General features: G+C 61.3%; 19 protein-coding genes and 1 pseudogene. 5 read left to right on the top strand and 15 right to left on the bottom strand.

Translation table 11 applies throughout. From position 1 onward, the window contains the following. The first annotated feature begins 1,071 nt into the window (after positions 1 to 1,071). Together BV106_RS27410 and BV106_RS27405 are read left to right on the top strand one after the other, a co-directional pair. Positions 1,072 to 2,058 (top strand): LysR family transcriptional regulator, encoded by a 987-nt coding sequence (locus tag BV106_RS27410; protein WP_051946400.1) that lies wholly within the window; start codon positions 1,072 to 1,074, stop codon positions 2,056 to 2,058. A gap of 23 nt (positions 2,059 to 2,081) precedes the next feature. Next, positions 2,082 to 2,387 carry a DUF2917 domain-containing protein gene (locus tag BV106_RS27405; RefSeq protein WP_265596122.1) on the top strand — a complete coding sequence of 102 codons (306 nt, stop codon included), beginning with the start codon at positions 2,082 to 2,084 and terminating at the stop codon, positions 2,385 to 2,387. A 37-nt stretch (positions 2,388 to 2,424) separates the two neighbouring features. Here the strand turns inward: BV106_RS27405 and BV106_RS27400 are convergent, their stop codons facing one another. The 5 genes from BV106_RS27400 to BV106_RS27375 all read right to left on the bottom strand — a co-directional run bounded on the left by BV106_RS27400 (position 2,425) and on the right by BV106_RS27375 (position 12,228). After that, positions 2,425 to 3,291 carry a hypothetical protein gene (locus tag BV106_RS27400; protein ID WP_051946399.1) on the bottom strand — a complete coding sequence of 289 codons (867 nt, stop codon included), beginning with the start codon at positions 3,289 to 3,291 and terminating at the stop codon, positions 2,425 to 2,427. Positions 3,292 to 3,327: 36 nt separating this feature from the next. Continuing rightward, on the bottom strand, positions 3,328 to 4,368 hold the full coding sequence (locus tag BV106_RS27395; protein ID WP_051946398.1) for a PmoA family protein: 1,041 nt from the start codon (positions 4,366 to 4,368) through the stop codon (positions 3,328 to 3,330). A gap of 166 nt (positions 4,369 to 4,534) precedes the next feature. After that, positions 4,535 to 9,085 (bottom strand): FHA domain-containing protein, encoded by a 4,551-nt coding sequence (locus tag BV106_RS27390; RefSeq protein WP_081892336.1) that lies wholly within the window; start codon positions 9,083 to 9,085, stop codon positions 4,535 to 4,537. 342 nt (positions 9,086 to 9,427) lie between these two features. After that, positions 9,428 to 10,498 carry a class II fructose-bisphosphatase gene (gene glpX / locus BV106_RS27380; RefSeq protein ID WP_038170107.1) on the bottom strand — a complete coding sequence of 357 codons (1,071 nt, stop codon included), beginning with the start codon at positions 10,496 to 10,498 and terminating at the stop codon, positions 9,428 to 9,430. 218 nt (positions 10,499 to 10,716) lie between these two features. Then, entirely contained in the window at positions 10,717 to 12,228 is a 1,512-nt protein-coding gene (locus BV106_RS27375) for a right-handed parallel beta-helix repeat-containing protein (RefSeq protein ID WP_265596121.1), read from the bottom strand. A gap of 101 nt (positions 12,229 to 12,329) precedes the next feature. On the opposite strand from BV106_RS27375, the gene BV106_RS27370 reads away from it, so the two are divergent. After that, entirely contained in the window at positions 12,330 to 13,598 is a 1,269-nt protein-coding gene (locus tag BV106_RS27370; RefSeq protein WP_265596120.1) for a M14 family zinc carboxypeptidase, read from the top strand. A 47-nt stretch (positions 13,599 to 13,645) separates the two neighbouring features. Here BV106_RS27370 and BV106_RS27365 read toward each other — a convergent pair whose 3' ends face one another. Continuing rightward, positions 13,646 to 14,008 carry a hypothetical protein gene (locus BV106_RS27365; RefSeq protein WP_038170101.1) on the bottom strand — a complete coding sequence of 121 codons (363 nt, stop codon included), beginning with the start codon at positions 14,006 to 14,008 and terminating at the stop codon, positions 13,646 to 13,648. Between the two features lie 48 nt (positions 14,009 to 14,056). Continuing rightward, positions 14,057 to 15,640 carry a glucose-6-phosphate isomerase gene (locus BV106_RS27360; RefSeq protein ID WP_038170100.1) on the bottom strand — a complete coding sequence of 528 codons (1,584 nt, stop codon included), beginning with the start codon at positions 15,638 to 15,640 and terminating at the stop codon, positions 14,057 to 14,059. 89 nt (positions 15,641 to 15,729) lie between these two features. On the opposite strand from BV106_RS27360, the gene BV106_RS27355 reads away from it, so the two are divergent. Continuing rightward, a complete protein-coding gene (locus BV106_RS27355) occupies positions 15,730 to 16,098 on the top strand; it encodes a Dabb family protein (protein ID WP_038170099.1) in 369 nt (122 codons plus the stop codon). A gap of 197 nt (positions 16,099 to 16,295) precedes the next feature. On the opposite strand, the gene BV106_RS27350 is transcribed toward BV106_RS27355, so the two are convergent. The 4 genes from BV106_RS27350 to BV106_RS27335 form a co-directional block, all read right to left on the bottom strand. Next, on the bottom strand, positions 16,296 to 17,072 hold the full coding sequence (locus BV106_RS27350; protein ID WP_063768006.1) for an HPP family protein: 777 nt from the start codon (positions 17,070 to 17,072) through the stop codon (positions 16,296 to 16,298). A gap of 58 nt (positions 17,073 to 17,130) precedes the next feature. Continuing rightward, positions 17,131 to 17,799: a class I SAM-dependent methyltransferase gene (locus BV106_RS27345; RefSeq protein ID WP_038170098.1), complete on the bottom strand. Its 669-nt coding sequence runs from the start codon at positions 17,797 to 17,799 to the stop codon at positions 17,131 to 17,133. After that, positions 17,789 to 18,208: a hypothetical protein gene (locus tag BV106_RS38910; RefSeq protein ID WP_265596119.1), complete on the bottom strand. Its 420-nt coding sequence runs from the start codon at positions 18,206 to 18,208 to the stop codon at positions 17,789 to 17,791. The genes BV106_RS27345 and BV106_RS38910 overlap by 11 nt, the downstream gene beginning before the upstream one ends. Positions 18,209 to 18,344: 136 nt before the next feature. Continuing rightward, positions 18,345 to 20,162: a chloride channel protein gene (locus tag BV106_RS27335; RefSeq protein WP_038170093.1), complete on the bottom strand. Its 1,818-nt coding sequence runs from the start codon at positions 20,160 to 20,162 to the stop codon at positions 18,345 to 18,347. Positions 20,163 to 20,246: 84 nt separating this feature from the next. Here BV106_RS27335 and BV106_RS27330 point away from each other — a divergent pair, with 84 nt between their 5' ends. Then, positions 20,247 to 20,663: a MarR family transcriptional regulator gene (locus BV106_RS27330; RefSeq protein ID WP_038170124.1), complete on the top strand. Its 417-nt coding sequence runs from the start codon at positions 20,247 to 20,249 to the stop codon at positions 20,661 to 20,663. 48 nt (positions 20,664 to 20,711) lie between these two features. Here BV106_RS27330 and BV106_RS38905 read toward each other — a convergent pair whose 3' ends face one another. The 4 genes and pseudogenes from BV106_RS38905 to BV106_RS27310 form a co-directional block, all read right to left on the bottom strand. Continuing rightward, positions 20,712 to 21,158: a hypothetical protein gene (locus tag BV106_RS38905; RefSeq protein WP_038170091.1), complete on the bottom strand. Its 447-nt coding sequence runs from the start codon at positions 21,156 to 21,158 to the stop codon at positions 20,712 to 20,714. Further along, positions 21,155 to 22,795, bottom strand: a complete 1,641-nt coding sequence (locus BV106_RS27320) for an FAD-dependent oxidoreductase (protein WP_265596118.1) — start codon at positions 22,793 to 22,795, stop codon at positions 21,155 to 21,157. The genes BV106_RS38905 and BV106_RS27320 overlap by 4 nt, the downstream gene beginning before the upstream one ends. A gap of 65 nt (positions 22,796 to 22,860) precedes the next feature. Beyond that, positions 22,861 to 23,277 (bottom strand): hypothetical protein, encoded by a 417-nt coding sequence (locus tag BV106_RS27315; RefSeq protein WP_038170088.1) that lies wholly within the window; start codon positions 23,275 to 23,277, stop codon positions 22,861 to 22,863. A gap of 71 nt (positions 23,278 to 23,348) precedes the next feature. After that, positions 23,349 to 24,205, bottom strand: a pseudogene (locus BV106_RS27310) (SEL1-like repeat protein); the annotation flags it as partial.

Genomic DNA, 24,205 nt, shown 5'->3' with positions numbered 1-24,205 from the left:
GCTTTCAGGGCGCAATGCATTAGGCGCAACGATACCCAGGCCCTTCGACCGCTTCGCGGCCTTCGTGCCTGGGCTGGGTTATGCAAGCCCTTCGGGCCGCCGGGAGGTTTCAATCGGGTGCGTTCCCGAGCTGGGGACCTGAAGCTTTTGGGACCGAGTGGCGAGAAGTACGTCTGGGAGAGAAGCCTAGCTCTCGCGCCGCTTTCAGGGCGCAATCCACAGTGCATCACGAACCCAGGCCCTTCGACCGCTTCGCGGCCTGCGTACCTGGGCTGAGCTATGCAGGCCCTTCGGGCCGCCGGGAGGTTTCAATCGGGTGTGTTCCCGAAGTGGGGACCTGAAGCTTTTGGGACCGAATGGCGAGATACACGTCTGGGATTGAGGCTTCATTCTCACGCCGCCTTCAGAGCGCAATCCTTAGTGCGTTCCGGACCCAGGCCCTTTGACCGCTTCGCGGCCTTCGTGCCTGGGCTGAGCTATGCAGGCCCTTCGGGCCGCGGGGAGGTTTCAATCGGGTGTGCTCCCGAGGGGGGAACGAAGCTTTTGGGACCGAATGGCGAGATGTACGTCTGGGATTGACGCTTGATTCTCGCGCCGCTTTCAGGGCGCAATGCTTAGTACGTTCCGGACCCAGGCCCTTCGACCGCTTCGCGGCCTCCGTACCTGGGCTTAGGTATGCAAGCCGTTCGGGCCGCCAACACCATCCTGAGGAGTTTCACGAGGTGGTCACCTTCGAGCGCTCAGGAGTTCCCCGGTGCAGTGTGAGCAATTGCTCGCATGTCCTATTGTCGTCAGTTGCCCCGGCCCGAAGGGTCGGTAGAGCCCAGCCCAGGCACGGAGGCCGCAAAGCGGTCGCAGGGCCTGGGTACATCGATTATATTTGTAATTGCGCCCTGAAAGTGGCGCGAGAGGCATTCTCTCGCCCCTGACTTCCCTTCATCGGTTTTTCGGATGCCCACCATCTGAAAATGCGATTGGAGCATTTTGCCAAAAAACGGCACTATGCGTGGTGTGACAACTGACTTGGTTGTGCATGTCCTCTGAAGCCTCGCAACACCATCCATCCCAGCCATGGAATTTTACCATCTCCGCACTTTCCTCACCGTCGCTGAAGAGGGACACCTCACCCGGGCGGCTGAGAAGCTGATGACCAGCCAACCGGCGGTCAGCGCCCAACTCCGTGCTCTTGAAGATGAGGTGGGCATGAAACTCTTTGAGCGCACTTCCAAGGGCATGGTCCTTACTTCGGCCGGACGGTCTCTGCGCGAGCAGGCGGAGCGCATTGTGGAGGCGGCCAAGGATTTCAAATGCCAGGCGGATGCTCTCCGGGACACGATCTCTGGTGAGCTGGTGCTGGGCCTCAACAACCGTCCGGAAATCTTGCGCCTCATGGAGATTCTGGGGGATCTCACCACGAATCATCCCGAGTTGCGCTATGAACTGCTCTGTGGCAGCAGCGGCGTGATCCTGCAGGGTCTGGATGAAGGCAGTATCTCCATCGGGTTCTTTGAAGGGGAGTGCAACAATCCCAAGATCATCTGGCATCAGTTGGATACCATTGAACTCTGTCTGGCGGCTCCCGTGGCCTGGGCGGAGGAGCTGGCACAACCTGACTGGAAGAAGCTGGAGGCCAAGCCTTGGATCTTCGTCTCGCGGATGTGCTCATACTTTCTTGCAATCCAGAGCATCTGTCGGGAGCAGGGGTTGAATGTCAGCCCGCGGTTCCGGGTCAATGAAGAGCTGACCGTGCTCAATCTCGTGGCGGATGGGCTAGGGCTTACGCTCACCTCCCGCAGCCAGGTGGAGGCGGCGGGATTCAAAGACCGCATCGTGGCGCTGCCCCATTTCCGGGCGGCGGTGCCCCTTTGCATCGGTTACCCGTCCTCCAAGGCCGATGATCCGGCCGTGATGGCGGTGAGAGATACGGTGCTCAAAGTCTGGGGCAAGCCGCGCAAGGCACCTTTGCCGCCCCTTGCTGAGGTCCCCACTGGGGCCAATACACCACGACGGACTGCCACCCGGCCCCGACTCATCAATACCAACCGGAGGCGTTCATAACGGCACTCGCTATGATCTTAACCATGACCGACATACTGGCTGACAAGGCGACAACGGAGTCGCCAACCCGGGTGCCTGCCCGGCCTCCGGTTGCTCCGATGCCCATCTGCACGGGCCTCCCGCAAGGGGAGCTCCGTACCTGGCGGCTCTCTGCCGGACAGACGCTGGTGCTCACCGGCTGGAAGGGGCACGCCTGGGTCACCATGGAAGGGGACCTGGGTGACTATGTCCTCGAACCCGGGAGCTCGCTCGACTTCGTCGGTCCGGGCCTTCTGGTGTTGCAGGCACTGGAGGCCGGGGTGGTCTATGACTGGAACCACGGCGCTTGATCTGTGGGATTTATGAAATAACCTGGCCCCGCCATCCTCACGGCCGCCTGGTCACCCGGCCTGCCAAGACCTCGCGCTTGCCGCGATCAATTGCAAAGATCAACCCCTGATCGGCGTGTTGCCAGGCAAAGGCCTGTCCGGGGAAGCTGGTGGGAAGAGTGCCTTTCCAGACGAGCTCCGATCCTGCCTCAGGAAACTCAATCAGATACATTTCCTTGGCATCATGCCCGGTGATGAAGAGTTGCCCATCCGGCCCAAAGCCGCCGCCAGAGCTGCTGTTTCCACCGAATTGCGCCACCAGAGCGGCCGGGAACACCCAGCCCTCCAGTCGACGCCACTGATCGTCAAACTTGATCACCTCAGTGAAGGACGGGTCTTTGCCCGGTTCGGCGCCCGCCTTCGCGTACTGGGCAAAGCAGGCATACCAGAAGCCGTTCTTGAAATCCACCCAGGTGAGGGAGCCGACAAAGTGACCAAAGCTGTGGCTGCCCACGTGCTTCAGAGTAGAGGTGTCCCAGATCTCCACGGAGCTGACGGTGGGGACGGAGGGGAAGTTCGAATGCGCGCAGTAGAGTTTCCCCTCACGGACGATGCCTGCATTCAGGTGGGTGAGGGGGCCTCCTTTGGGGCCCTCCCAGCGGGCGACCCGTTCACCATTGTCGAGCCGGTATTTGCCGATGGTCCGGTTGTCGATGACGTAGACATGGCTGTCATCCGCCGCCACCCCTTGTTTGGCCTCAGCAGCGGGGAGACGGCGTATTTCCTCAAACTTCCACGGTGCGGCAGGGAGGGGCGGCGCCGGGGTCTGTCCCGCGCCTTCTGCCAGTGCCTGGCTGCACCATGCCATCAGTCCGACCTTCAGGACGTAAATGAAACGCCGGGTGAGTGCTTCTGTTCTGGGCATGGTGCAGGGTAGAAGTAGGCGGGACGCGGATGTGGGTTACTTGCGATCCGTTTTCGAGTAAGCCTCCCAGGCGGACTCAATCCCGGCGGATTTGGCGTCACCCTTGTGGAAGATCAGGCGGTGACGGAGCTTGAGGTGCTCGTCCTTCTTCAGTTCCACCGTGCCGTCCGGCTGGGTCTTGTCGAGGCTCTGGGTCCCGAAGGGGTTCGCGGTAAAGAGACCGTAGTCCCGCACATGCCACGGGGTGGGGTAGCGGAAGCTGGAGGGGTGGTTGAGCATGGCCACGCCCAGAGTTTCCCCTTCCACAGGGCCGGAGTAGTCGCACCACTTAGCGCGCTTCGCCCAAGCGTCGGTGTCTTTGATGCCATCGCTGTTGATGATGGTGCCGCCCGGGGTGCCAAGGCCGCTCTTCACCGCCATGCTGGTGGGCACGCGGATGCTGAAGCCGGAGTCTTTCTTGTCTCCCAGTTTCACCGGCCCCTCGGAGGCGATGAAATCGATGTCAAAGTCGATCACGCGGGTGTCGGACGTGACGGTGAAGGTGATGGTATGCTGCTCTTCCATGAGCTTCTTGCCATTCACATCCAGGATGTCACTCACGGCCGTGACCACGGCGGACTTGTCTCCCGCTTTGATTTCCTTGTACTCACGGTGCTTGATGGCACCGAGGGCGGCGAGCCGGGCCTTGGCCTTGTCTGCCTGCTTGGGATTCTTGAGCTGTTCTTCAAACGTGGCTTTTTCTGCCCACGTGTCGAACCCCGCCGTGTCCTCCAGCCCGAAGCAGATACCGCGGTGGTGGGGGTGGTCATGCTGCTCACCGTCCACCGTTTTCATCGGATAGGAGCGGGTCATCTGCTTGCCCGTGGGGCCAAAGACCGGAGCGAGGTAGGGCTTGTTCCCCTGGTCCACCACGTACTCCGCAAAGGGCTTGCCCTCGTGCTGGATGACCAGGCCACCGGAGCTGGTCTTCTGGATGGTGAACGCGGTGTCAGCCGCAGAGAGCCCGCCAGCCAGCGAGAACGCGATGGCGAGCGAAAGAGCGAGGGTGGGGGACGTAGGGAGAAGCCTGGGACGCATGCTCACTCTACGCGGAAAATGCCCTGAGATTGCAGCCAGATGACAGATGCGACGCAGAACTCCATGAGAGAAGATTCACAATGTTTGGAAGCCATCACAAAACGACCACGGCAGCACGAGGTGGCCGCGGTCGAGGGATTGGGGGAGACGGAGCGGTTCTTGTCGACTAGTCGACACGGCCTCCACGAGGCACCACGACACTGCGGGTCTGGGGACGGGCCATGATGCCGCCTTTGGCGGGCATCTTGGCGGCGATCTCCTCCTTGGCGCGCTGGATGTCCTTCCAGAGCTCGCGGGCTTCCGGGGAGTTTTCCGGCAGGGCCGCGAGGCGCGCATACCGATGGTCCAGATCCTCTCTGTAGCTGTGCAGGGTGGCAAGCCGGTTTTCAAGGTCGGCAATCTCCAGGCGCATTTCGTCCTGAACGGATTCGAGCTGGGCCCGGTGCTGGGCGGCATGGCGCTCGGCGTCCTGGTTGATCACGCGCATCTCCTCGAACCGTTGGCGTTCCGCCTGCTGAGCAGAGCTGAGGTCCTGCAGAGCCTGCTTGAGCGGGCCTTCCTGCTTGCGCAGCATGTCGAGCCGTTCTTGCGAGGTCTGTTCGATGGCCTGGGTCTGCTTCAAGCGGGCCTGGGCGTCCACCGTCTCTTGCTCCAGCTTGCGTAGGCGGGCCACCATTTCGTTAGACTGCTGTTCAGACTGCTTGATGCGGGTGAGCATCTCGCCGTGTTTCACTTCCGCGCCTTCCAGTCGGCGGTTGTGCTGCACCAGCTCTTCGTGCTTGGCGGTGATTTCGTGAAGCTGCTTGTTCGCGGAAGCAAGGGCATCGCGGGATGCTTGCAGCTGCTTGTCCAGAGCCAGTCCTTCGGCGCGTTGGCGCTGCTTGGCTGCCTCCGACTGCTGCATGAGCGTCTGCAATGCCTTCTGCTGGGCGGTGAGGGCGGCGTCAGTGCCTTTCTCATCCTGGCGCAGCATGTCCAGTCGCTTCTCCAGAGTGTTGTATTCGGCCTTGCGCTCGTCGAACTTGGAGTTCAGCGTCTGCAGTGCGGAGTAAGCATCTTCCGCCTGCTTGAGCTGCTGGCGGGCCAGGGAAAGTTTTTCCTCGGTCCCAGAGAGGGTCACGATGCGCTGCTCCAGATCCTTGCGGCGGAGTTCGGCGTTCGTGTACTTCGTTTCTGAAGTCTTGATCTGGTCTTCACGGGCCTGCACCAGCACCTGAAGTTCTGCGGCACGGGCCTTGGCCGTGGCGGCCTCATGAGTGAGGCTTTGCACCTGGCCATCCAGCTGTTGACGCTGGACGTTGAGGGATTCGATCTCGCTGATGCGTGAGTCACGCGTGGCATTGAGCCGCTGCACCTCCACCTGCGCATCTGTCTGCTGGGCGGCCAGCGCCTGCAGGGCCAGCTTGAGATTCTGCTGGAGGGACTCAGACTGCTCCAGAGACTTGCTCACCATGGCGAGATTGTTCTCGCGCTGGCGCACCATGTTCACACTTTCCTGGTGCCGCTTGTCCAGATCGGCCAGGCTGGCCTGGCGTGCCTTGACCTCAGCTTCGAGCTTCCCGTTGTTCTGCTCGAGAGCCTTGCCTTCCTGGCGGAGTTTCTCGTTGTGGGTCCGGGTCTCGTTGAGGGACTGGATGGCCGTCGCCACCTCCTGCTCACGCAGGGTGATGCTGGTCTGGAGCTCGCGTTGTTGTTTCTCCAATCCCACGATGGAGTGTTCCATCTCCTGGCGCTTGGTCTCCAAAGAACCGATCTGTGAATCGAGGTCCGCCAGGTGGTTTTGGGCGTTGGTAAGAGAGTCCGAGGTGCCAGCCAGCGCTGCCTCCTGCTCACGCAGGTGCTGCACAGTGGATTCTGCTTCCTTGACCTTGGCTTCGATCAGCTTGTGAGCGGAAATCGAGCGGTGCAGAGCCTCTTCCTGCTCCTGGAGCACTGCCTCGCTCTCGACGCGCTGGCGGTCCAGGTTGGCAATGGTCTGGTCCAGACGCTGCTGCTCCACCTTTTGGTTCGTGATGGTGGCAGCGAGTTCCTGCGCCTCGCTGGTGAGATCGCTCACCCGCAATTCCATGGCATTGTGGTCTTCCCTACGTGCCGTCAGGGAATTGAAGGCGAGATCGTGCTCAGACCGGAGGTTGACCAGCATCTGCTGGAGGCGGGTTTCCTCATCCCGGCTGCGGGTCACGCTGTTCTCGGCATCCAGCTTGAGGGATTCTGTCTGGTGCAGCTCTTCACTGGCCCGGGTCACGTCTGCCTGCAGACGTGTGATCTGCAGTTCCGTTTCGACCCGGCTGTTTTCCAGCTCTTCCATTTCCTGCTGCAGGAGGTCGCGGCGTGTTTGCAGCTTGGCCACGTCACCTCGCAGTTCTTCGCGGATTGAATCTGCCTCCTTGTTCTCAGCGATGATTCGGACCAGCTGCTGTTTCTGTTCCATCAGCCGTTCCAGCTCGGCCCTCGCCTGCTGAACTTCCGACTGGGCCGTGTGGTTCTGCTGCTCAAAGCCCACCAGAGTCTGCTGGAGGGACTGGCGCTGCGTCTCGAACGACGTAATCGCCATCGTCAGCGTGGAGAGCTGATCCTGGGCGTGGGTGATGGAGTCGTTCGTCGTGAGCAGCAGATGCTGGCGCTCATCAAAATCCGCCACGGCGGTCTGAAGTTCCGCGAGATGTCCCTCTGCCGCCTCGATGGCTGCCTGAGTATCGGTCAACTGCTGATCGTTCCGGGAGATCTGGGACTGGAGTGAGGTCTGCTTTTGCTCCAGTTCCTGAATGTGGGACTGCAGGGCGGTCCGCTGGTTATCCCAGCCTGAGAGGTCCTTCCGGACGGCTTCCAGGCGGCCCTGGCTTTCCATGAGGCTCTGGTTGGTCTGGGCGAGAAGTCGTTGCTTCTCCTCCAGGTCGGCCACATCCGCTGTGAGTTGAATCTTGCGGGCTTCGCTGTCCTGGAAGAAGGCATGCAGGCCGGTGATCTGCATTTCGCGCTCTTTCACACTCGTCAAAAGCTCCGAGTGTTTAAGCTCGAACCCACCTACTGCTTGCTCCAGGTTTGCCAGCTTGGTCTGCCACCCTGTCACTTCGGTGTGGGCGGTTTCCAGGTCGTTCTGGGCCTTTTGCAAGGCATCGGTCACTTCCTGCAGATTTTTCTGTTGGGACTCAAGTGACTGGCTGGTGGTTTGCAGCTCCTGCAACCGCAACTCTACATTTTTCAGTTCGCTTTGCGTGCGATTCAGGCGCTCCTCATTCTCCTGAATGTCCTGCACGAGGGTAGTTTGACGGGCCTCAGCACCGCTGATGGTCTCCTGCAGGGTCTGCCGCTGAGATTCACGGTCTGCGGTCTCCTGGCGGACGGAGTCGAGGTCGCTCTGGGCGGACTGAAGGGCTTGGGTAATCTCGATCAGCTTCTGCTGCTGGGCCTCGACCCCAAGGGTGGTGCTTTGCAGTTCCTGGAGGCGTTGCTCCACCGTTTCCAGATCTGCTTGAGCACGGGTGATGGCGCTCTCCTTCTCGCTGACTTGCTGTTGCAGCGTCTGATGGTGGCTTTCCACCTTGGTCACGCTTTCCTGCAGGGCCTGACGTTGAGTCTCCCAGCCAGCAAGTTCTGCCCGCACGATTTCCAGCTCTGCCTGGGCCTCGGTCAGTTCTTCACGGGATTTTTTGAGAGCGCTTTCCTGCTCTGACTGCGTGCTCAGGGCGATGGTCAGTTCCGCCAGGCGGTTCTGCGCATGATGGACCTCATCCTGCGTGGCGGTCAGGCTCTCCGCTGCATGGCGCGCTTTCTGTTCGAGATCGGCAAGGGAGGCCTGACGGGCATCCAGTTCTGAGAGCGTCTGCTGGATCTCCGTTTTGCGCCCCTCTGCGGAGGTGATCTCTGCCAAAAGCCCCTCAAGCCGGGACTGGCCTTCGCGGATGGCGATCTGGGTATCGGAGAGAGCTTGTTGCTGTTGTTCCTGGGATTGGACGGCGTCCTTCAGCTCTTGAAGCCGCTTTTCTGCGTCGGCGATACCAGCCCCCTTGGCTTCGCGCTGTTGCTCCAAGCCATTGATCTCCAGTTGCAGCCGTTGCTGCTGGGCCCGCTGCTCATTGAGCGAGGCCTCCAGCTTTTGCGCCGTAGCAGCGTGGCTCTCTTGCAGCTCCCGGGCGGAACGGTCCTGCAGTTCGCGCATCTGCACCTGGAGCGCGTTAAGTCTGGCGGCGGCTTCGGCCCCTTGGCGCTGGAGTTGCTCCAGCTGACCGATCTTCTGCTGCTCCTGTGCCTCAAGGGACTTCAGGCGCTGGATCACGTGCTCCTGCTTGGAGTGGATCTCCAGGTGGAAGGGTTCTTGCGGCGCGACGTTTTGGGTCGCCCTGAGTGTGGCGCCTACTGGGATGACGGGGGCGGTCTCTTTTACCGGAGGGGGTGGGGTATTGGACCGCTGTGTGGGTGGGTTTCCTCCCTGCGGCATGAAGAACCGTCCGCGCAGCAGGCCAAAGGCGAGGTCATCGCCATGATGGAGCATCTGCGACTGGATACGCTGACCGTTGACGTACGTGCCGGCTTCGGATCGTAGATCACGGAGCACGTAGCTTCCTTGATGCGATGGCTCCAAGACCGCGTGCTTCGCGGAGATGGTAGCGTCATCTACTACAACGTCGTTGTCCTCCGAGCTACCTAAGGTGATAAGGCCCTCCAAAGGGACATTTATTTCACGTTCATCTTCAAGGACAAATACGAGAGTGGCCATGGCGGAATCGGTGGAACTGCGGCAGACGTGACTCAATCCGGTGAATTATGCTAGATTTGCAAATTATTTCACGAGACAGAGGAAAATGTGGATGGAAGGGGCACGGAGAACTTGCGGAGCAGCCGTGGGGGCGCAGCTGTGTCGAGAGGTGCGTTCGGGACGCCCGATCATGGCGGGAAGATCGCCAAAAGTCCAGCACTAGGAAGCGACATGTTGGGGTTTGTTGAGACGATAGATCCACCTTTGAGCTAATGGCCCAAGGCGTCATTCGTCTCTCCCCATCAGGAAGGGGCCAAGAATTGTAATCTGTAGAGAAACTTTCGCGAAAGCGACTGCCAAATCTTAGGCAAGTTTCATAAATGATTCTCGCAATGGCACGACCTTCTTGTCCAACTGGTGCGTGGCATGGATGTGGCGCACAGTGCCACTGCGGGCCCGCATGAGGATGGAGTGAGTCTCCGCCCGGTGGCCGATGAGCTTCACGCCAGGCAGGAGGGAACTGTCGCTGATGCCCGTGGCGCAGAAGAGGGCACTTTCTCCCATGACCAGATCATCCACGAAGAAGACCTTCGTCAGCTCCTCCTTCGTCACCAGCGCGGCCACCTCGGCTTGGTGCTCAGGATTGTGAAACCACATGCGCAGTTGCATGTCGCCACCCAGGCACTTCAGGGCCGCTGCGGCGAGGACGCCTTCTGGTGAGCCGCCCATGCCGATGTAGAGATCTACACCCGAGTCCGGGAGGGAAGGGGCGACCGCTGCCGTGATGTCCCCATCAGAGATCATGCGCATGGCGGCACCTGCCTCGCGGATCTCACGGAAAATCTCCCCGTGGCGGGGGCGATCCATGGTCACCACCACCAGATCGCTGACGCGTTTCCCCAGCACCTCGGCGACAAAGGCCAGCACCTGCTTCAATGGCATGTCCAGGAAGCTGAGGGTGCCCTGCTCCGCGAGAGCTTTCTTCACGGCGGGTCCGTAGGCGATCTTGTGACAGTAGAAGCTGGGCAGGCTCTTCATCACATTGGGCGCTCCGTCCGGCACCTGGGCCGCAGCCATGACGGAGATGCTGTTGGGCAGCCCCTTGGCGATGTTGGTGGTGCCGTCGATGGGATCGAGCGCTATGTTGAACCTCGGGCTGCCATTGCGCCAGGTGCCGAGCTGTTCCCCTACGAAAATCCCGGGGGCATTGTCCTTGATGCCCTCACCAATCACGACTTCACCCCGGATGTCCAGAATGTCGAAGACACCGGCGATGGCAGCGCAGGCTGCGGCGTCCGCCTTTTCCTTCTCCCCACGACCCAGCCAGTGGATGGCCTGGAGCGCCGCGTTCTCCGTCGCGCGCACGAACTCGAACTCCAGGATCCGTTCCAGGTCAAGTGAACTGCGGAGAGGCGGAAGATCGGTGGACTGCATGGGTGAAAGGGTAAGCTGCGGCTGATTAAAGCACAGATGTGGACCGGCGCAGATGCCCAATCTCAGCTTTCTTGTCACGCGGAAGCGGGATGCCTGATGCCAGTCTCGGGGCGCAGAAGGAGACTCTGGGAATCCTGCCGCCTCCGCCAGATGGGAGGACTAACCAACATCCGACGATTGTTGGAATGCCGTTGTTACCGTGAACCGGGGGGGGTCGGTCAATCGTTGTTGCGCACCACGCCGACCCCTTCGTCGGCTTTCAGGCCGTTGGCAGCGATGTTGTCCCGCACCCGGTTCTCCCGGCCACCCTCAAGGCGGAGGGAGAGCGTGCCTTTCCTGCTCTCTCCCTCACGATCATCACGAATGACACAGCCCGAGACCAGCGTACGGGTGCAGTCCTTCAACCAGAGGCCGATGTTGTCGCAATCGAGGATGCTGCAGTCCGTGACAGTGAAGCGGTCGCACTTCTCCAGGAGCACGGCGGCTGGTTTTTGCCACACGCCCTTCACCAGCAGTCCGCTTAGCTTGCAGTCGGCAGAGTTGCGGAAGACAAGACCATTCAGGTCCTTGGCCCAGTTGCCATTCACCACGTAGCGGGGGTTGCGGTCGAAGTCGTTGGGCCCCACCACCACGGCCTGGCTGTTCTCCACCAGGAGGTCGTGCTCAAAGCCTTCCCAGAAGGTGTTGCCCGTGATGGTCACGCCGCGGGCGTTGTCCAGATGGATGTTCACCATCACATCACTGAAGACGTTGCCCGTGATCGTGATGTGCCCCTCTTGTGTAGGCGTGTTGTTCTTGATGCTGGTGACACCCTTTCCCAGCACCCGGATGTTGGCGCTGCCCGGAGACTTGCTGTTGTGCTGGATGGTGCAGCCGGTGATTGCCACCTCGTCCGTGCTGCCTTCGGAGGAGTCGATCAAGATGTTGGCCGTGGGGGCGGTATCCGCCTTCATGTTGCTCTCGATGTCGCAGGTGCCGATATGGACGTTGCGCACTTCGCCGCCTTTGAAGACGATGCCACCCTGGGCGTTGTAGCTGATGTGACTGCCCACGATGTTGGATTGGTGCAGGTTCACATGGTCGTAAAAGATCCCGCAGCCCGTGTTGTGGTAGATGTGACAGTTGGCGATTAAGACGTTGCGGTTGCGCGTGGTGAGCCGGATGCCGTGGCGCACGCGGTGGATGTTGGTCTCGCTCACCGTGAGCTGCATCACTCCTGTGGCTTGAATGCCATCGGCCTCAGGATGCGTGCTCGTGATGCCGACTCCTCTTACCAAGGGCATGCGCTGGTTTTGCCAGACATTCTCCTGGAAGCTCTTGGGATCTGCGGACCCGGTCAAATGAGTGCCGGTGAAGTGGAGTGCAGGTCCGCCCGCCGTCATGACCAGGCTGCCGGTGCCATCACTGATGAGCGAGGTGAATCCCGTCTTGTCCAGATCCACTACGATGGTCTTGGTGAGAAGGTATTTGCCTTTGGGCAGCACGATGGAGCCGATCCCACTGTCCACCGCCTTCTGAATGGCCGCCGTGTCGTCGGTCTTGCCGTCTCCCACCGCTCCGAAATCACGCACCGTCTTGCCGCCTTCCGCCAGGGCCAAGGTAAAGGGAGCGACCGCCAGCAGGACCAGGCTGGTGATCAGAACACGAAAGAAGGGGATGGTGCGCGGCTGCTTCATGAGTGGGATGAAAGGAGAGCCTGTACCTACGGAGATGGCGGGGGAGAGTTGCATGCGATAAAGGGCTGTACTGGTATTTTTGTCACCAACGACCGTCACGCTATCGCAAGGTCGGGTCTTGTCATGCGGTGGAGGAACGGCTTATGCTCGCGGGCATGAAGACGCTTTCAGCAAGTGGACTAGTGGCAGGGTTGCTCTGGGGGATGAGCATGGTTTCGATCCATGCGCTGGAGGTGGAGACAGACTTCGACGGAGCCTCCGTCCGGGTCTTGGGCGTGGATGCTGGAGCTCAGGAAGTGAGATTCATGCCGGGAGGTCAGGCAGAACGCGGCTGGCCCTGCTGGTGGTACTTCCGAATTGCCGGGATCAATCCAGGTCAGCCACTGACGTTGAAGTTGTCTGGCAGTGATGCCGTGGTGGGCAAGGGATTGGGCGGCCCCTTGACGAAGCCACTCTCCTCCTCGTGGGCCATGCCGGAGCGGGCGGCCTGGTCAACCGATGGCAAGACCTGGTTGCAAACTGAGCCTGGGAAGAAGGGGGCCGATGGTCAGATGGTGTATCAAGTGCCAGCAGCCGGCCCCTCAGCGAAGGGGCGGGTCCTGGTCGCCTGGGGGCCGCCGTACACCCCGGCCAGGGCAGAGGAATGGGTGCGGCAGACAGGGGCAGACCATCGGGTGGCAGAGGAGATGGAGCTCTGCCGTTCTCGCGAAGGACGGCGCGTGTCAATGCTGCGGATCAGTGAAGGGGACAAGGTGGCAGAGCGCCGCTTTGGCGTGTGGGTGCACGCCCGCCAGCATGCCTGGGAATCCGGCTCCAGCTGGGTTTGCCAGGGGTTCGTGGAGTGGATCCTGAGTGCGGACGTGAACGCCGCCTGGCTGAGACAGAATGCTGAAATCTATGTGGTGCCGGTGATGGATGTGGACAATGCAGCCACAGGAAACGGAGGCAAGGATGCCCTGCCGCAGGATCACAATCGTGACTGGAGTGACAAGCCCAACTGGAATGAGGTGGCAGCCGCTCAGAAAATCCTGCGTGGCCTGGTGGCGGAGGGACGGCTGGATGTGTTCCTGGATCTGCACAATCCGGCACCGGGGGATCTCAAAGCCTTCTTCTACGCACCTGCCGTAGAGTTGCTCCAACCGGAGGCCAAGGCCTTCCAGGCAGATTTCCTGAAACTCGCGAGGAAAGAGATCGAACCGGTGATGCCGATGCTGGCAGAGCCGAAGATCACGGCCTCCTCCTACCACCCCCTGTGGCGGCAGATCAGTGGCAACTGGGTGCAGGCCAACGGCAATCCCAAGACTGTGGCCCTGTGTCTGGAGACTCCCTGGAACACCGCCCGCAGCACGACGGAGGGATATCTCAACGTGGGGGCGGCTCTGGCAAGAGCGCTCCGGGCCCATCTGCAAGACCGTACGCCGTAACTTCCCGGCAACCTGGAGCGGGCGGGCTTCTGTCCCGCCACACTGCCTCAGTACTTGTCCAGTTCCTTGGCGCGGAACAGCTCCTCCTTGGTCATCTCATGCGGCGTGTGGCGGTGCTGGAAAGTGATACCCAGAACGAATACGGCCACGTCCGTCACCAGGAAGAACATGGCGATGATCAGGGCATAGCGCTTGATGACTTCATCTAGGCGCTTGTTGCGATTCACGGAAATCTCCTCCGCCCGGCTGAACCGCGATTGATAAAGCCGACGCCAGCCCCGGGGATCGCGGGCGATGCTGAAGGTCCAGAGGAACAACCCCGTGAATACTATGCACGCAAGTTGATAGGCGAGGGGGAAATTCTCCACCTCGCCACCCGGAACTACTGCCAGCACCGCCTCGTTCAACATTTCCAATTTTCAATCGACCAGATAGAAAGTTCCAGCAGGAACTTTCTATCAACGAGATGAAAATTGGTCTTCATCCGGGCTGCCACCCAGGGTCACGGAGACCTTGGCGTCATTCGCGGCCAGGTGAGTGAGGCAGTGGTACACGTCCTCCACATCGGCCTGCAGCGGGGAGGCGATCTCAGCAGCGGTGCCGTTGCCAGCTTTTACCAGCTGTTCGCGGACCTGGGAAAGCAGGGTGAGGAAAACGCCAGCAGCCTTTTTGCCCGCCTCCACGCCCGGCTGATGATAGGCGTTGATGTTGACGAGGCTGGCATAGAAGGACACCGCACGGTCATAGAGGGCGATGATCGCCCCCACGGTGAAGGGGGTCACCTCAGGGATGCTGATGGTCACGGACTCACGGCCGTTCTCGAACAATGCTTTGCGGGTGCCGCGCAGGAAGCCCTGCAGGAAGTCCGTGCAGCGAGTGCCGGGTTCCACTTCGACCTGCACTGCATCCGAGCCCTTGCGCACTTCGATGAAGGTGGCGAAGAAGTTGTTCACGCCATCACGAAGCTGCTGCACATAGGCATGCTGGTCGGTGGAGCCCTTGTTGCCGTACACTGCGATGCCCTGGTTGACCTTGTTGCCATCCAGATCCAGTTCCTTGCCCAGCGACTCCATGACGAGCTGCTGGAGGTACTTGCTCAGGAGCACCAGACGATCCTTGTAAGGAAGGATGACCATGTCCTTGCTGCCCTTGCCACCGCCGGCGTGGTGCCACATCAGAGCCAGCAGCATGGAGACGTTCTGCGCCACAGGCAGGGAGCGGGTCTTCTCATCCATGGCGGCAGCGCCAGCCAGGAGGGAGTCGATGTCCACACCTTGCAGAGCCATGGGCACCAGGCCCACGGTGTGCATCACGGAGGTGCGGCCGCCCACCCAGTCCGTCATCGGGAAGATCTTCAGCCAGTCATTTTCTGTGGCGTAGGCTTCCAGCTTGCTGCTGATGTTGTTGGCGGCAGTGCCAGTGACGGCGACCGCGTGCTTGGAGAAATTCAACCCGGCGCGCTCATAGGCGGCCCGCGCTTCGAGCATGCCATTGCGGGTCTCGGGCGTGCCGCCAGATTTGGAGATCACCACGGTGAGCGTCTCGGAAATGCCGGCACCGATCTCGCTGAACACACGCTGGATGCCTTCCGGATCGGTGTTGTCAAAGAACCAGGTCTGGAGCGGGGCCGTCCAGGAGTCCACCAGGGCGTCACGCATGAACTGCGGGCCGAGGGCGGAGCCACCGATGCCGATCACGAGCAGCTTTGTGAATTTCCCGCCTTTTTCTGTGGTGATTTCGCCAGCGTGGATCTTGGCGGCGAAGGCCTTGCTTTCGGCGATGTCGTCTTCGATGCCTTTTTGCAGAGCCGGCGTCGGGGCGAGCTTGGCATTGCGGAGCCAGTAGTGCCCCACCATGCGGCCTTCATCGGGGTTGACGATTTCGCCTGCCTCGAGCTTCTTCATGTCGGAAATGGCACGCTCCGTGAGGGGGGCCATCTTGGTGAAGAAGTCATCACCGAAGTTCATTCGGCTGATGTCGAGCGTGATGCCCAGGTCAGAATAGCGGACGAAGTTGGATTGAAAACGCTGCCAGAGACTCATTGGGGCCGATGTAAGCAGGATTGCAACCGGGCGCAAGGGCGAATGGAAGCACTGCTTGACCCCGGAAGGCATCTGGTGAGAATTGGGCCATGAAAGCACTCTTCTTTGCGCTTCTTCTCACCACCCTGACCACCATGTCTGCCTTCGCTGATGCTCCCTACCGCCACGTAGTCCTTTTCAAATTCAAAGACACTGCTTCCAAGGAGCAAATCAAGGCGGTGGAAGAGGCCTTCCGTGAACTGCCGAAACAGGTGAACACCATCACTGATTTTGAGTGGGGCACCAACGTGAGCCCGGAGGGGAAAGACGAGGGCTTTACCCATTGTTTCTTCGTGACTTTCAAGGATAAAGCAGGCCTGGAAGTCTATCTGCCTCATCCTGCGCACAAGGAGTTTGGCAGCAAGTTGAAGGGCCTCATCGACAAGGTGTTGGTGGTGGATTTCGTCGCGCAAAAGTAGTTTGCGACTCCGGCGGCATGGTTGCCCCTGAGCGATGATGCATTGAAGGCGGGCCCTGGAGGTCCGCCTTCTACATTTTTAGGAATAGGGATGGAGGAACCTTGGTGCCCGCGGAAGAGTCAAGTAAGACTCCTTCATTGCCGCGATGAAATGATTTCATGCGGGCGGGGAAGGAGGTCGGCGGGCGATGGGAAAGGTCAGCCACGCATCCGTCTCATGGATCCCAGGTTCACGTCAGAGCTTTGAGCCGAGACGGTGGCCATCAGTTCAGGGGACATGTCCTGACGGAGGATCTGGACCAGCCGGATCAGATCCTCTTCAGTGATGTCCACAAAGGAGTCGAGTGACCGGAGGGCCTGCACGATCTGTTCGTGGGTGGGGGCTGCTGTCAGGATGGCCGTATCGTCCCGCAAGAGAGTTGTGGGAGCGGGCATGGCTACGGCCGGGCGGTTGAAGAGCGCCGGGTAGCGTCTCCAGGCGAAGAGCGCATTGAACAGGATGGCGATCATGACCATGGTCACGGCATTGGCCAGCACGGGGAAGAAGACAAACTTGTATCCCAGCGCCTGCACGGCCGGACCGCCCAGCACTGCTGTGAGAGCGGTGGCACCGCCGGGTGGATGAATGCACTTGAAGACATGCATGGCCAGAATGGCAAGGGCCACCGCCGCTGCAGCGGCCGCATAGTGATTGGGAATCGACCGTGCGCACAGGACACCGAAGAAGGCGGAGAATCCGTGTCCCGCGATGACTGGCCACGGCTGGGAGAGGGAGCCGTGCGGCACGGCGAAGAGGAGGACGGCGCTGGCTCCCATGGAGGCGATGACCGCAGCGGCTCCGGACAGGTGCAGCGTGGATTCCGTGATGATCAGCAGGAGGATAATGGAAATAAACCCTCCCGTGGCGGAGACGGCTTTCTCACGCGGACTGACGGGGTTGAGCTCGACACCGAGGAATGCTTTGAACGATGACATGAGAAGGGAGGGGGAGATGGCTGCTGAATGAGAGCGCGAGGGCGGCCGTTCGTGCGGCTCAGGCGGCGGATGATTTTGTTCCGCAGTCGGGTGCCAGGCTCCAGCAGGCACTGCGGAGCAGGCCCCACTCAAACACCTGCTCACCCTGAAGGTGGAGGCCGGCTTGGCGGAGCAACGGATCGGGACAGGTCAGGCTTCGGGCGGGGAGCCGTGTGACGGTGCGGAAGAACCAGTACATCAAGCGCAGGATGAGACGGCTGCGGAGACGCTGCCAGCCGGCGGGGGCTTCCTGAAAATCCGCCACCAGCCAGCGTGCTGACGGCGTGCCTGAGGAGGCGATGGCAGGGATGAGTTGCTGGAGATGCTCCGGGCGGAAGCAGTCCAGGAAAAAGTGGGTGACGATCAGATCGTACACCTGGTGGGGCGGCTCCCACGCCAGGACATCCATCTGGATGAAGGTGACCCGGTCCGGCACCAGCCCATGGCGTTGCAGCGCTTTTCGGGCCTGAGTGATCATCCCGGCACTGGCATCCAGAAAAGTGACTTGGGTATCAGGAAACTTTTTCAGGACTTCCACGAGAAACCGGCCATGACCTTCACCCAGCATGAGGACATGCCGGGGAGGGGGCACCTCTTCCAAGAAGGCGCACCGGCAGCGGTGGAGCTTGCGGCCCGCCAGGAGGAGTTCCATCCAGCGGTAAACCGGGGCAAGGATGTCAAAGCTCATGGAGTCTCAGCCGTCTTGCGTGGGGAAGCCAGCGATGGCGGTGCCACCACAGGGCGGCGACCAGGGCACCGAAAGTGTACGCTGTGACATCGCGCCAGTCAGCCCCGCTTTGGGGCATAAAATAACGGGGACCAATGTATTCACAGAACACCGACCACAGGACGAGATGGAAGGTGATCTCCCCTGGAGTTGGCAGCGCCTGGGCCGGACGCAATGCCAGCAGACGATGGAGCCACAACACGGGAGGCAGCGCACACGGAATGACCCACAAGTCGTTGAAGTGATACTGGATGAACTCGAAATCGATCCTCGGTTTGATGAACCAAAGGTTCAACGCATAGGCCGTGCAGCCCACGAGGAAGAGCGGATCCAGGCAGTATCTAAACCGCGGCGGGGACGCTTCGTTCACAGAAGGGCCAGCATGGTCCAGCCTGCGGCGGTGGCAATGACGAGCTTGATGATCAGAGCTTTGAGGATGAGCATGGGATGATGTCGGTTTTGATGGAGGGGATATCAGGGGAAATGCAGGGCTGGGCGGGAGCATGTCAGCGGGAAGATCGGTGGCTGGAACGGTCATGCTCCTCCTCATGCAGACGGAGACGGGCTGAGAGGATGGCGGACCGTCCGAGGTAGCCGATGGCCCGGTCTGGGCAACTGCGCTCCACCACAGGCATGCGGCCGATGTTCTGGGTCAGCATGCGGTTCAATGCATCGGCAAGAGGCTCATCCGGATAGGTCACCACCAGGGTGCGGGAGCCTGCCTCTGCCACGGTGAGGGAGGAGTTTTCCGCAGCATCCGGAAGGGCCCGCAGCAGGTCGCCCCGCGTGACGATGCCGGTGAGGCGCTGCTCATCATCCACGATGAAGGTGGCCTGGTGCCCGGCCAGGACGCTCTCTCCTGAGGCAATGCGGCTGGCCAGATCCTGGAGCTTGGTGACTCCTGCCACGAGGGGCACCTGTGAATCCATGACATCTTGAACCCTGGCGAGCTCGAAGGGATCGATGCTGTATTCACAGGTGATGTGCTGGCCGCGGCGGGCCAGCTTTTCCGTGAGGATGGATCTCCGCAGCCAAAGGGCGGTGATGGCGAAGGCGACCACGCTGGAGGCCAGCAAGGCGGGCATAACGTTGAAATCGTGCGTGAGTTCCACGGCAAAGATCATTGCAGTCAGCGGAGCCCGCATGGTGCCGCCCATCATGGCGGCCAGACCGACCAGAGCCCACAGGCCCAGGTCCCCGCCAGGGATCCACTGGCCAAAGAAGGCACCTATGGCACCTCCCAGGATCAGCAATGGGGCCAGCACGCCTCCAGAGGTGCCGGAACCCAGGGCGATGGCCCAAACGATGGCCTTGAGCAGCGCCAGGCCGATCAGGGTGCGCCCGGAGAGTTCCCCGAGGAGCAGTTGATGGATGGTACCGTAACCCACACCCAGCACACGGGGTTCGATGAGCCCGCCGATGCCCACAAACACAGCGCCGATCGCGGGCCACCACATCCAGTGCACGGGCACTTTCTTGAAGGCGTCTTCCGCAGCATAGACGATGGAGGTGGCCAGGGCCGAACCCAGACCTACCAGGATGCCGAGCAGGCTCGCATAACCGATCTGCTCACCGCTCAGGGCCGCGTGGGCCGGGACGGGGAAGACCGGGCCAGCTCCGAGAAAGTAGGGGCGCAGGACCGTGGCGACCACGGCGGCCACGGCCACAGGAATGAGGCTGCGCGGCTTCCACTCAAAGAGCAGCAGCTCCACCGCCAGCAGGACTGCCGCCACCGGCGTGCCGAAGATCGCGGTCATGCCTGCAGCGGAGCCCGCCACGAGCAGGGTCTTGCGCTCTGCGGCGCTGAGATGAAATTGCTGGGCGATGATCGAGCCCAGAGCCCCTCCGGTCATGATGATGGGACCTTCTGCGCCGAACGGGCCACCCGTGCCGATGGAAATTGCGGCCGAGATGGGCTTGAGGATCGCAACCTTGGGCTGGATGCGACTGCGGCCCAAAAGAATCGCTTCCAGCGCCTCCGGGATGCCGTGGCCGCGGATCTTCTCCGAGCCATAGCGGGCCATGAGGCCGATGATAAGCGCTCCAATGACGGGGATGGCGATGACCCAGGCTCCCCAAGGGTGCCCGATCGGGGTGGTATCGCTCGCGGACCAGGTGAGGTGAAAGCAGAGATTCGTGATCCCATTGATGAGCCAGACCAGGATCTTCGCGACCACGCTGCTGGCACAGGCGGCGACCACAGCGAGACCGCTCAACACGAGCACCCGGTAAGAAATGCGGTAGTCCGCTAGATGGTGAGAGGGCGGGGGCGCGGTGGAAGGCGCAGCGGCTTGAACTGAGGGCGCGGGACTGGCAGTCGGCATGGGGCGCTGTACATATATCGTAATGCGATATATGTCAACTAACGCTGGCATGAAAGCTGCCCGCACTGCATGGTGCAAGACTCCATGGCATCGTTCAAACTCTCCAAGCGCGAATATGAAACGCTGGCTGCTTTCCGGTTCTCCCTGAGGCAGTTCCTGCGGTTTAGCGAGGAGGCGGCCAAGTCAGAGGGGACCTCGCCGCAGCAATATCTGGCCCTGCTCGCCATCAAGGGATATCCGTCCCGTGAGCAGGTGAAAATCGGCGAGCTGGCGGAGCGCCTGCAGGTGCAGCACCACAGTGCCGTGGGCCTGGTGGACCGTCTCGTGGCGGAGGGAATGGTCTCGCGGGAGCCTTCCGAGGAAGATCGTCGTCAGGTCTTCATTCGCCTGACGGAAAGGGGAGAGGAGTTGCTGGGGAAGCTCGCTTCGGTCCATCGCGAGCAGCTTCGCCGCATCGGTCCGGAACTGCGCCGGATCCTCGGTCTTTTGAGTGATGAATAGGAGCAGAGGGAGCTCGAAAGACTCCCTCCGTCCTATGAATGGAACAACCTACGGCTTGGCGATCTCGACCAGCTGGAAGGCATCGAGGATGACGAAGCCTTCCGTGCCGGAGTTGGAGACGGTGATGGTCGTCTCCTGAGTGCCATCGCCAGCCAGATCCACCTGACCCACGCTGCGGAAGGCGGTGCCGCTGTCCAGCGGCTTGGTCTGGTCCACGGTGAGGCTGGTTTCCTTGCCGCCGGACTTGATGACCACCGGGACTTTGGCCGCCCGGGTGGCGTGCGGGGAGTAGGCCATGCGCAGGTCATAACGTCCGGCCTTGGGCACTTTCACCTTGAACGTGGCGGTGGACAGGCCGTCACCACGGCTGCCGTCGTGCAGGTAACCCTGGCCCACATGGGGTTTGAAGTTGCTGGAGCGGTCCCAGTTTCCTGTCACCTGCGCCTGGGAATCATCAAGAACGATGCCCGGCAGAGACGCGGGATCGAGGCTCACTGGAAGTACTGGCTTGGGAGGCAGGGGGGGAGCACCGGAAGTTCCAGTGCTTGTCCCTGAGCCACGAGGCGTTCCTTCAGCTGGGCGTATGGCAGATCCTGGGCCGAAGCGTTGCTTTTGGCGACCAGGGCGGCAGCCACCCCGGCGCTATGGCCGATCGCCATCCAGGTGGGTTCCACGCGGATCGAGGAAATCGCGACGTGGGTGCAGGACAGCGCCACAGGCACAAGGAGGTTTGTGCACTCCGCCTTCTGCGGCAGGATGCTGCGGTAGGGGATGTGGAAGGCGGGGCCATGGCGACGGCCTTCCAGACGCACCGGGAAAATGGTGCCCTCATTGATGACGCCACCATCCGGCAGGGCCACGCGCTGGCAGTCATGGGAGTCGATGGGGAAGGAAGATACGGCGATGGCGTCCTCCTTGCCGGGCTTCTCCTGGATGTCGACCTGGGTGAGGAAGTAGATCCCTTTCATGCGGCGGCCTTCACGAACATAGAGCTGGGGTGACCAGTGGCCGTAGTCGGCGAACTCGTCTTTGCAAAGTCCAAGCTCTGCCAGTTGGCGGCGATGCGCCTCCGGCACGGCGGGATCCGTGGTGAGGAATTTGTACAGCTCCAGCGTGTACTGCTTGTGGGCCTTCCAGATCTTCTCGCGCTCGGCCGGGCTGGCTTCGCTCCAGCCATTGCAGGCGCCGACGAGGCCCATGGAGAGCTGTTTGCCGATGCCGTTGTTGGCATCGAACTTCTCACCTGGCAGGGGATACAGGTCCCAGAGGAGGGGCGCATTCTTCGTGGCCTGGAAGTAGCGTCGTGCGACCTCGAACCGGGCGGGGTCATAGTTGGCCGGTTCAGGAAACGGCGTCCGGTTGGCGGGGTTCCCGGTAAGGCAGAGGCGGAAGCTGTACACCATCACATTGTTGTCGCCCTCGTCCTCAGGGCCGGCATCGGTGGTGGTGATGAGAGGCAGGGGCTTGCCCTGGTCGTTGAGCCCGGAGATGGGCATCTTGGCCTTCGGGTACTGTTTGCCGGCGAGGCTTTCGCCATAGGCCTTGCGGCCCTCGCGGCCAATGGTCCAGGCCACGCCTGCGGCTGCCATGAGGTCGCCCTCGTAGGTGGCATCGATGTAGGTCTTGCCTTTGAACGTGCCGTCGGAGGTGGCGAGCTCGCTGATGGCGGCCCCGTCTTTATGGACCTTCTCGAGCTGCCGTTTGGTCAGCACCTGCACCCCGGCCTCTTTCAGCATTTGGTTGGTGACCCGGGCGGCGACGCTGGGTTCATAAGTCCAAACGGACTGGTCCTTCACCATCACATCGTACTTGAGGGTGATGCCGCGGTCTTTGTAGTCCTTTTCCACCCGGAGGTGCCATTCTTCAAAGAGACCCTTCAGCGTGCTGCGCACAGTCTGGTTGGAGTCACTGAAGCTGAGTCCCCCGGTGTTCACCCCGCCGACATGGGCGGTCGGTTCTAGGAGTATCACCTTGGCACCTTCGCGGGCGGCCCCGATGGCGGCGCAGAAGCCGCCGGGGGTGGCCCCGTAAACAATGACGTCCGCCTCCGTGGTGGCGGCAGCAGCGTGAAGGGTGGGGAGCACCGCCCCAGGGACGGTCAGTGCGAGCAATAGAAGCGGCAGGAGTTTCATGATGCGGCGTGAATGCAGGAATAAAGGCATTCCACACCGCTTTTGGACACCTGGGGAAGGAAGAATTATTGGCCCGCGCGCAGGGCTGCGAAGGGATCTTCTACTTTGCGCGGCAGCAATTCGTTCACCCGCTCGCGATCTGGCGGCGTGAGCTTCTTCACCGTGGTGCCGTACACAGAGAGCAGGACGTACTCGCCCGTGCGGTCGGAGTAGAGCCACCGATCACACTCTGGGCTCGTGCCCACGATGTCCACCTTGTGAGTCCAGGGGCGGCTGAGGCCGTTGGGATCCAGGGAGGGGGTGGCCCGGGAAAAACACTCCAGTAGCTCCCGTACCGTCCCGGGATCACTCACGGTGCCGCATTTTTCAGAATTGGTGTTCAGCACCCGGAATTCCGTGACGCCTTCTGCCTGCCACGCCTTCTTTGACGCGCAGCCAGCCAGAATAGCCAGGCTGGCAAAGGCGGGGAGTAGACGGGCCAAACAGCGGCTCAAAACGTGGCGGGAACGCATCGGGCCACGCTAGCACTCCCGTCAAGCCAACGGCACCGGTCCTATTGAGTCAGTTTCTTCAGCGTCTCCCGGGCCTTTGAGTCGCCGTTGGAGGCAGCTTTCTGATACCAGGCGATGGCTTGCCCCATGTCGGGCACCACGCCCAGTCCGAATCGGTAAGCATCTCCCAACTGTCGTTGAGCTTCCGTGTCACCCTGACTGGCTGCCATGCGGTACCAAGCCGTGGATTGGGAGCGGTCAGATTCCTCGTAGGCGGCGCTGTACCGGAGGTTGTCACCGAGTTTGCGCTGCGCCACGGGGTCGTTTTCCACCGTCGCCTGCTGATAAAGCCCCTCGAATTGCGCGGGCAGACGGGCGGGACGGGGGGGCAGAGTGGAGGAGAAGGATGGGCTGTCACCCGACGAGGAAGAGCCAGATCCGAAAAAGCTGCGCTGCATCCGGCTCCTGATTCCCGCCTGGGTGAAGCTCCAGATGATCATTAGCGCGATCACGCCACCGATGCCGACCATCCAGGGGACCGTCAGGCGGAACGGCTGTCCCGAAACTGACGACGACGCGGTCCGCACGGTGGTGGGCGGCGGGGACGGGACGAACTCTGACGATGTCCTGACCGGGGTGCGAGGGGATAACACGCCTGACGAGGAAGAGCCGGTCCGACTCTGTCCCACAGGGGTGAAGGTGGGGCTGGCAGCGATCACGGGAGCCGGCGGCAAGCGGAGCCGGGGCCCAAGGATGCGCGGCGGGACCTGCTCCACTTTGGGCTCGGCGAGGACGGGGGCTGCCGGCAAAGTCAGCTTCGGGGAAGTCACGGAAGTCGGCTTTTGCTTCCCGGCAGGGCGGAGCAGAAGCTGATAGGCCTCGTTGATGCGGATCGTCTGATCCATGGCCTCTGCCAGGG

Source organism: Verrucomicrobium sp. BvORR106, assembly GCF_000739655.1.
Taxonomy (GTDB): domain Bacteria; phylum Verrucomicrobiota; class Verrucomicrobiia; order Verrucomicrobiales; family Verrucomicrobiaceae; genus Verrucomicrobium.
The sequence above is the reverse complement of the archived record's forward strand: the minus strand, read 5'-3'. Positions and strand labels throughout refer to the sequence as shown.

Excerpts from the sequence above, each read along its gene's own strand:
- BV106_RS27410 (WP_051946400.1), top strand. The coding sequence starts at position 1,072 with ATGGAATTTTACCATCTCCGCACTTTCCTCACCGTCGCTGAAGAGGGA.
- BV106_RS27405 (WP_265596122.1), top strand. The coding sequence starts at position 2,082 with ATGACCGACATACTGGCTGACAAGGCGACAACGGAGTCGCCAACCCGG.
- BV106_RS27400 (WP_051946399.1), bottom strand. The coding sequence starts at position 3,291 with ATGCCCAGAACAGAAGCACTCACCCGGCGTTTCATTTACGTCCTGAAG.
- BV106_RS27395 (WP_051946398.1), bottom strand. The coding sequence starts at position 4,368 with ATGCGTCCCAGGCTTCTCCCTACGTCCCCCACCCTCGCTCTTTCGCTC.
- BV106_RS27390 (WP_081892336.1), bottom strand. The coding sequence starts at position 9,085 with ATGGCCACTCTCGTATTTGTCCTTGAAGATGAACGTGAAATAAATGTC.
- glpX (WP_038170107.1), bottom strand. The coding sequence starts at position 10,498 with ATGCAGTCCACCGATCTTCCGCCTCTCCGCAGTTCACTTGACCTGGAA.
- BV106_RS27375 (WP_265596121.1), bottom strand. The coding sequence starts at position 12,228 with ATGCAACTCTCCCCCGCCATCTCCGTAGGTACAGGCTCTCCTTTCATC.
- BV106_RS27370 (WP_265596120.1), top strand. The coding sequence starts at position 12,330 with ATGAAGACGCTTTCAGCAAGTGGACTAGTGGCAGGGTTGCTCTGGGGG.
- BV106_RS27365 (WP_038170101.1), bottom strand. The coding sequence starts at position 14,008 with ATGTTGAACGAGGCGGTGCTGGCAGTAGTTCCGGGTGGCGAGGTGGAG.
- BV106_RS27360 (WP_038170100.1), bottom strand. The coding sequence starts at position 15,640 with ATGAGTCTCTGGCAGCGTTTTCAATCCAACTTCGTCCGCTATTCTGAC.
- BV106_RS27355 (WP_038170099.1), top strand. The coding sequence starts at position 15,730 with ATGAAAGCACTCTTCTTTGCGCTTCTTCTCACCACCCTGACCACCATG.
- BV106_RS27350 (WP_063768006.1), bottom strand. The coding sequence starts at position 17,072 with ATGTCATCGTTCAAAGCATTCCTCGGTGTCGAGCTCAACCCCGTCAGT.
- BV106_RS27345 (WP_038170098.1), bottom strand. The coding sequence starts at position 17,799 with ATGAGCTTTGACATCCTTGCCCCGGTTTACCGCTGGATGGAACTCCTC.
- BV106_RS27335 (WP_038170093.1), bottom strand. The coding sequence starts at position 20,162 with ATGCCGACTGCCAGTCCCGCGCCCTCAGTTCAAGCCGCTGCGCCTTCC.
- BV106_RS27330 (WP_038170124.1), top strand. The coding sequence starts at position 20,247 with ATGGCATCGTTCAAACTCTCCAAGCGCGAATATGAAACGCTGGCTGCT.
- BV106_RS27320 (WP_265596118.1), bottom strand. The coding sequence starts at position 22,795 with ATGAAACTCCTGCCGCTTCTATTGCTCGCACTGACCGTCCCTGGGGCG.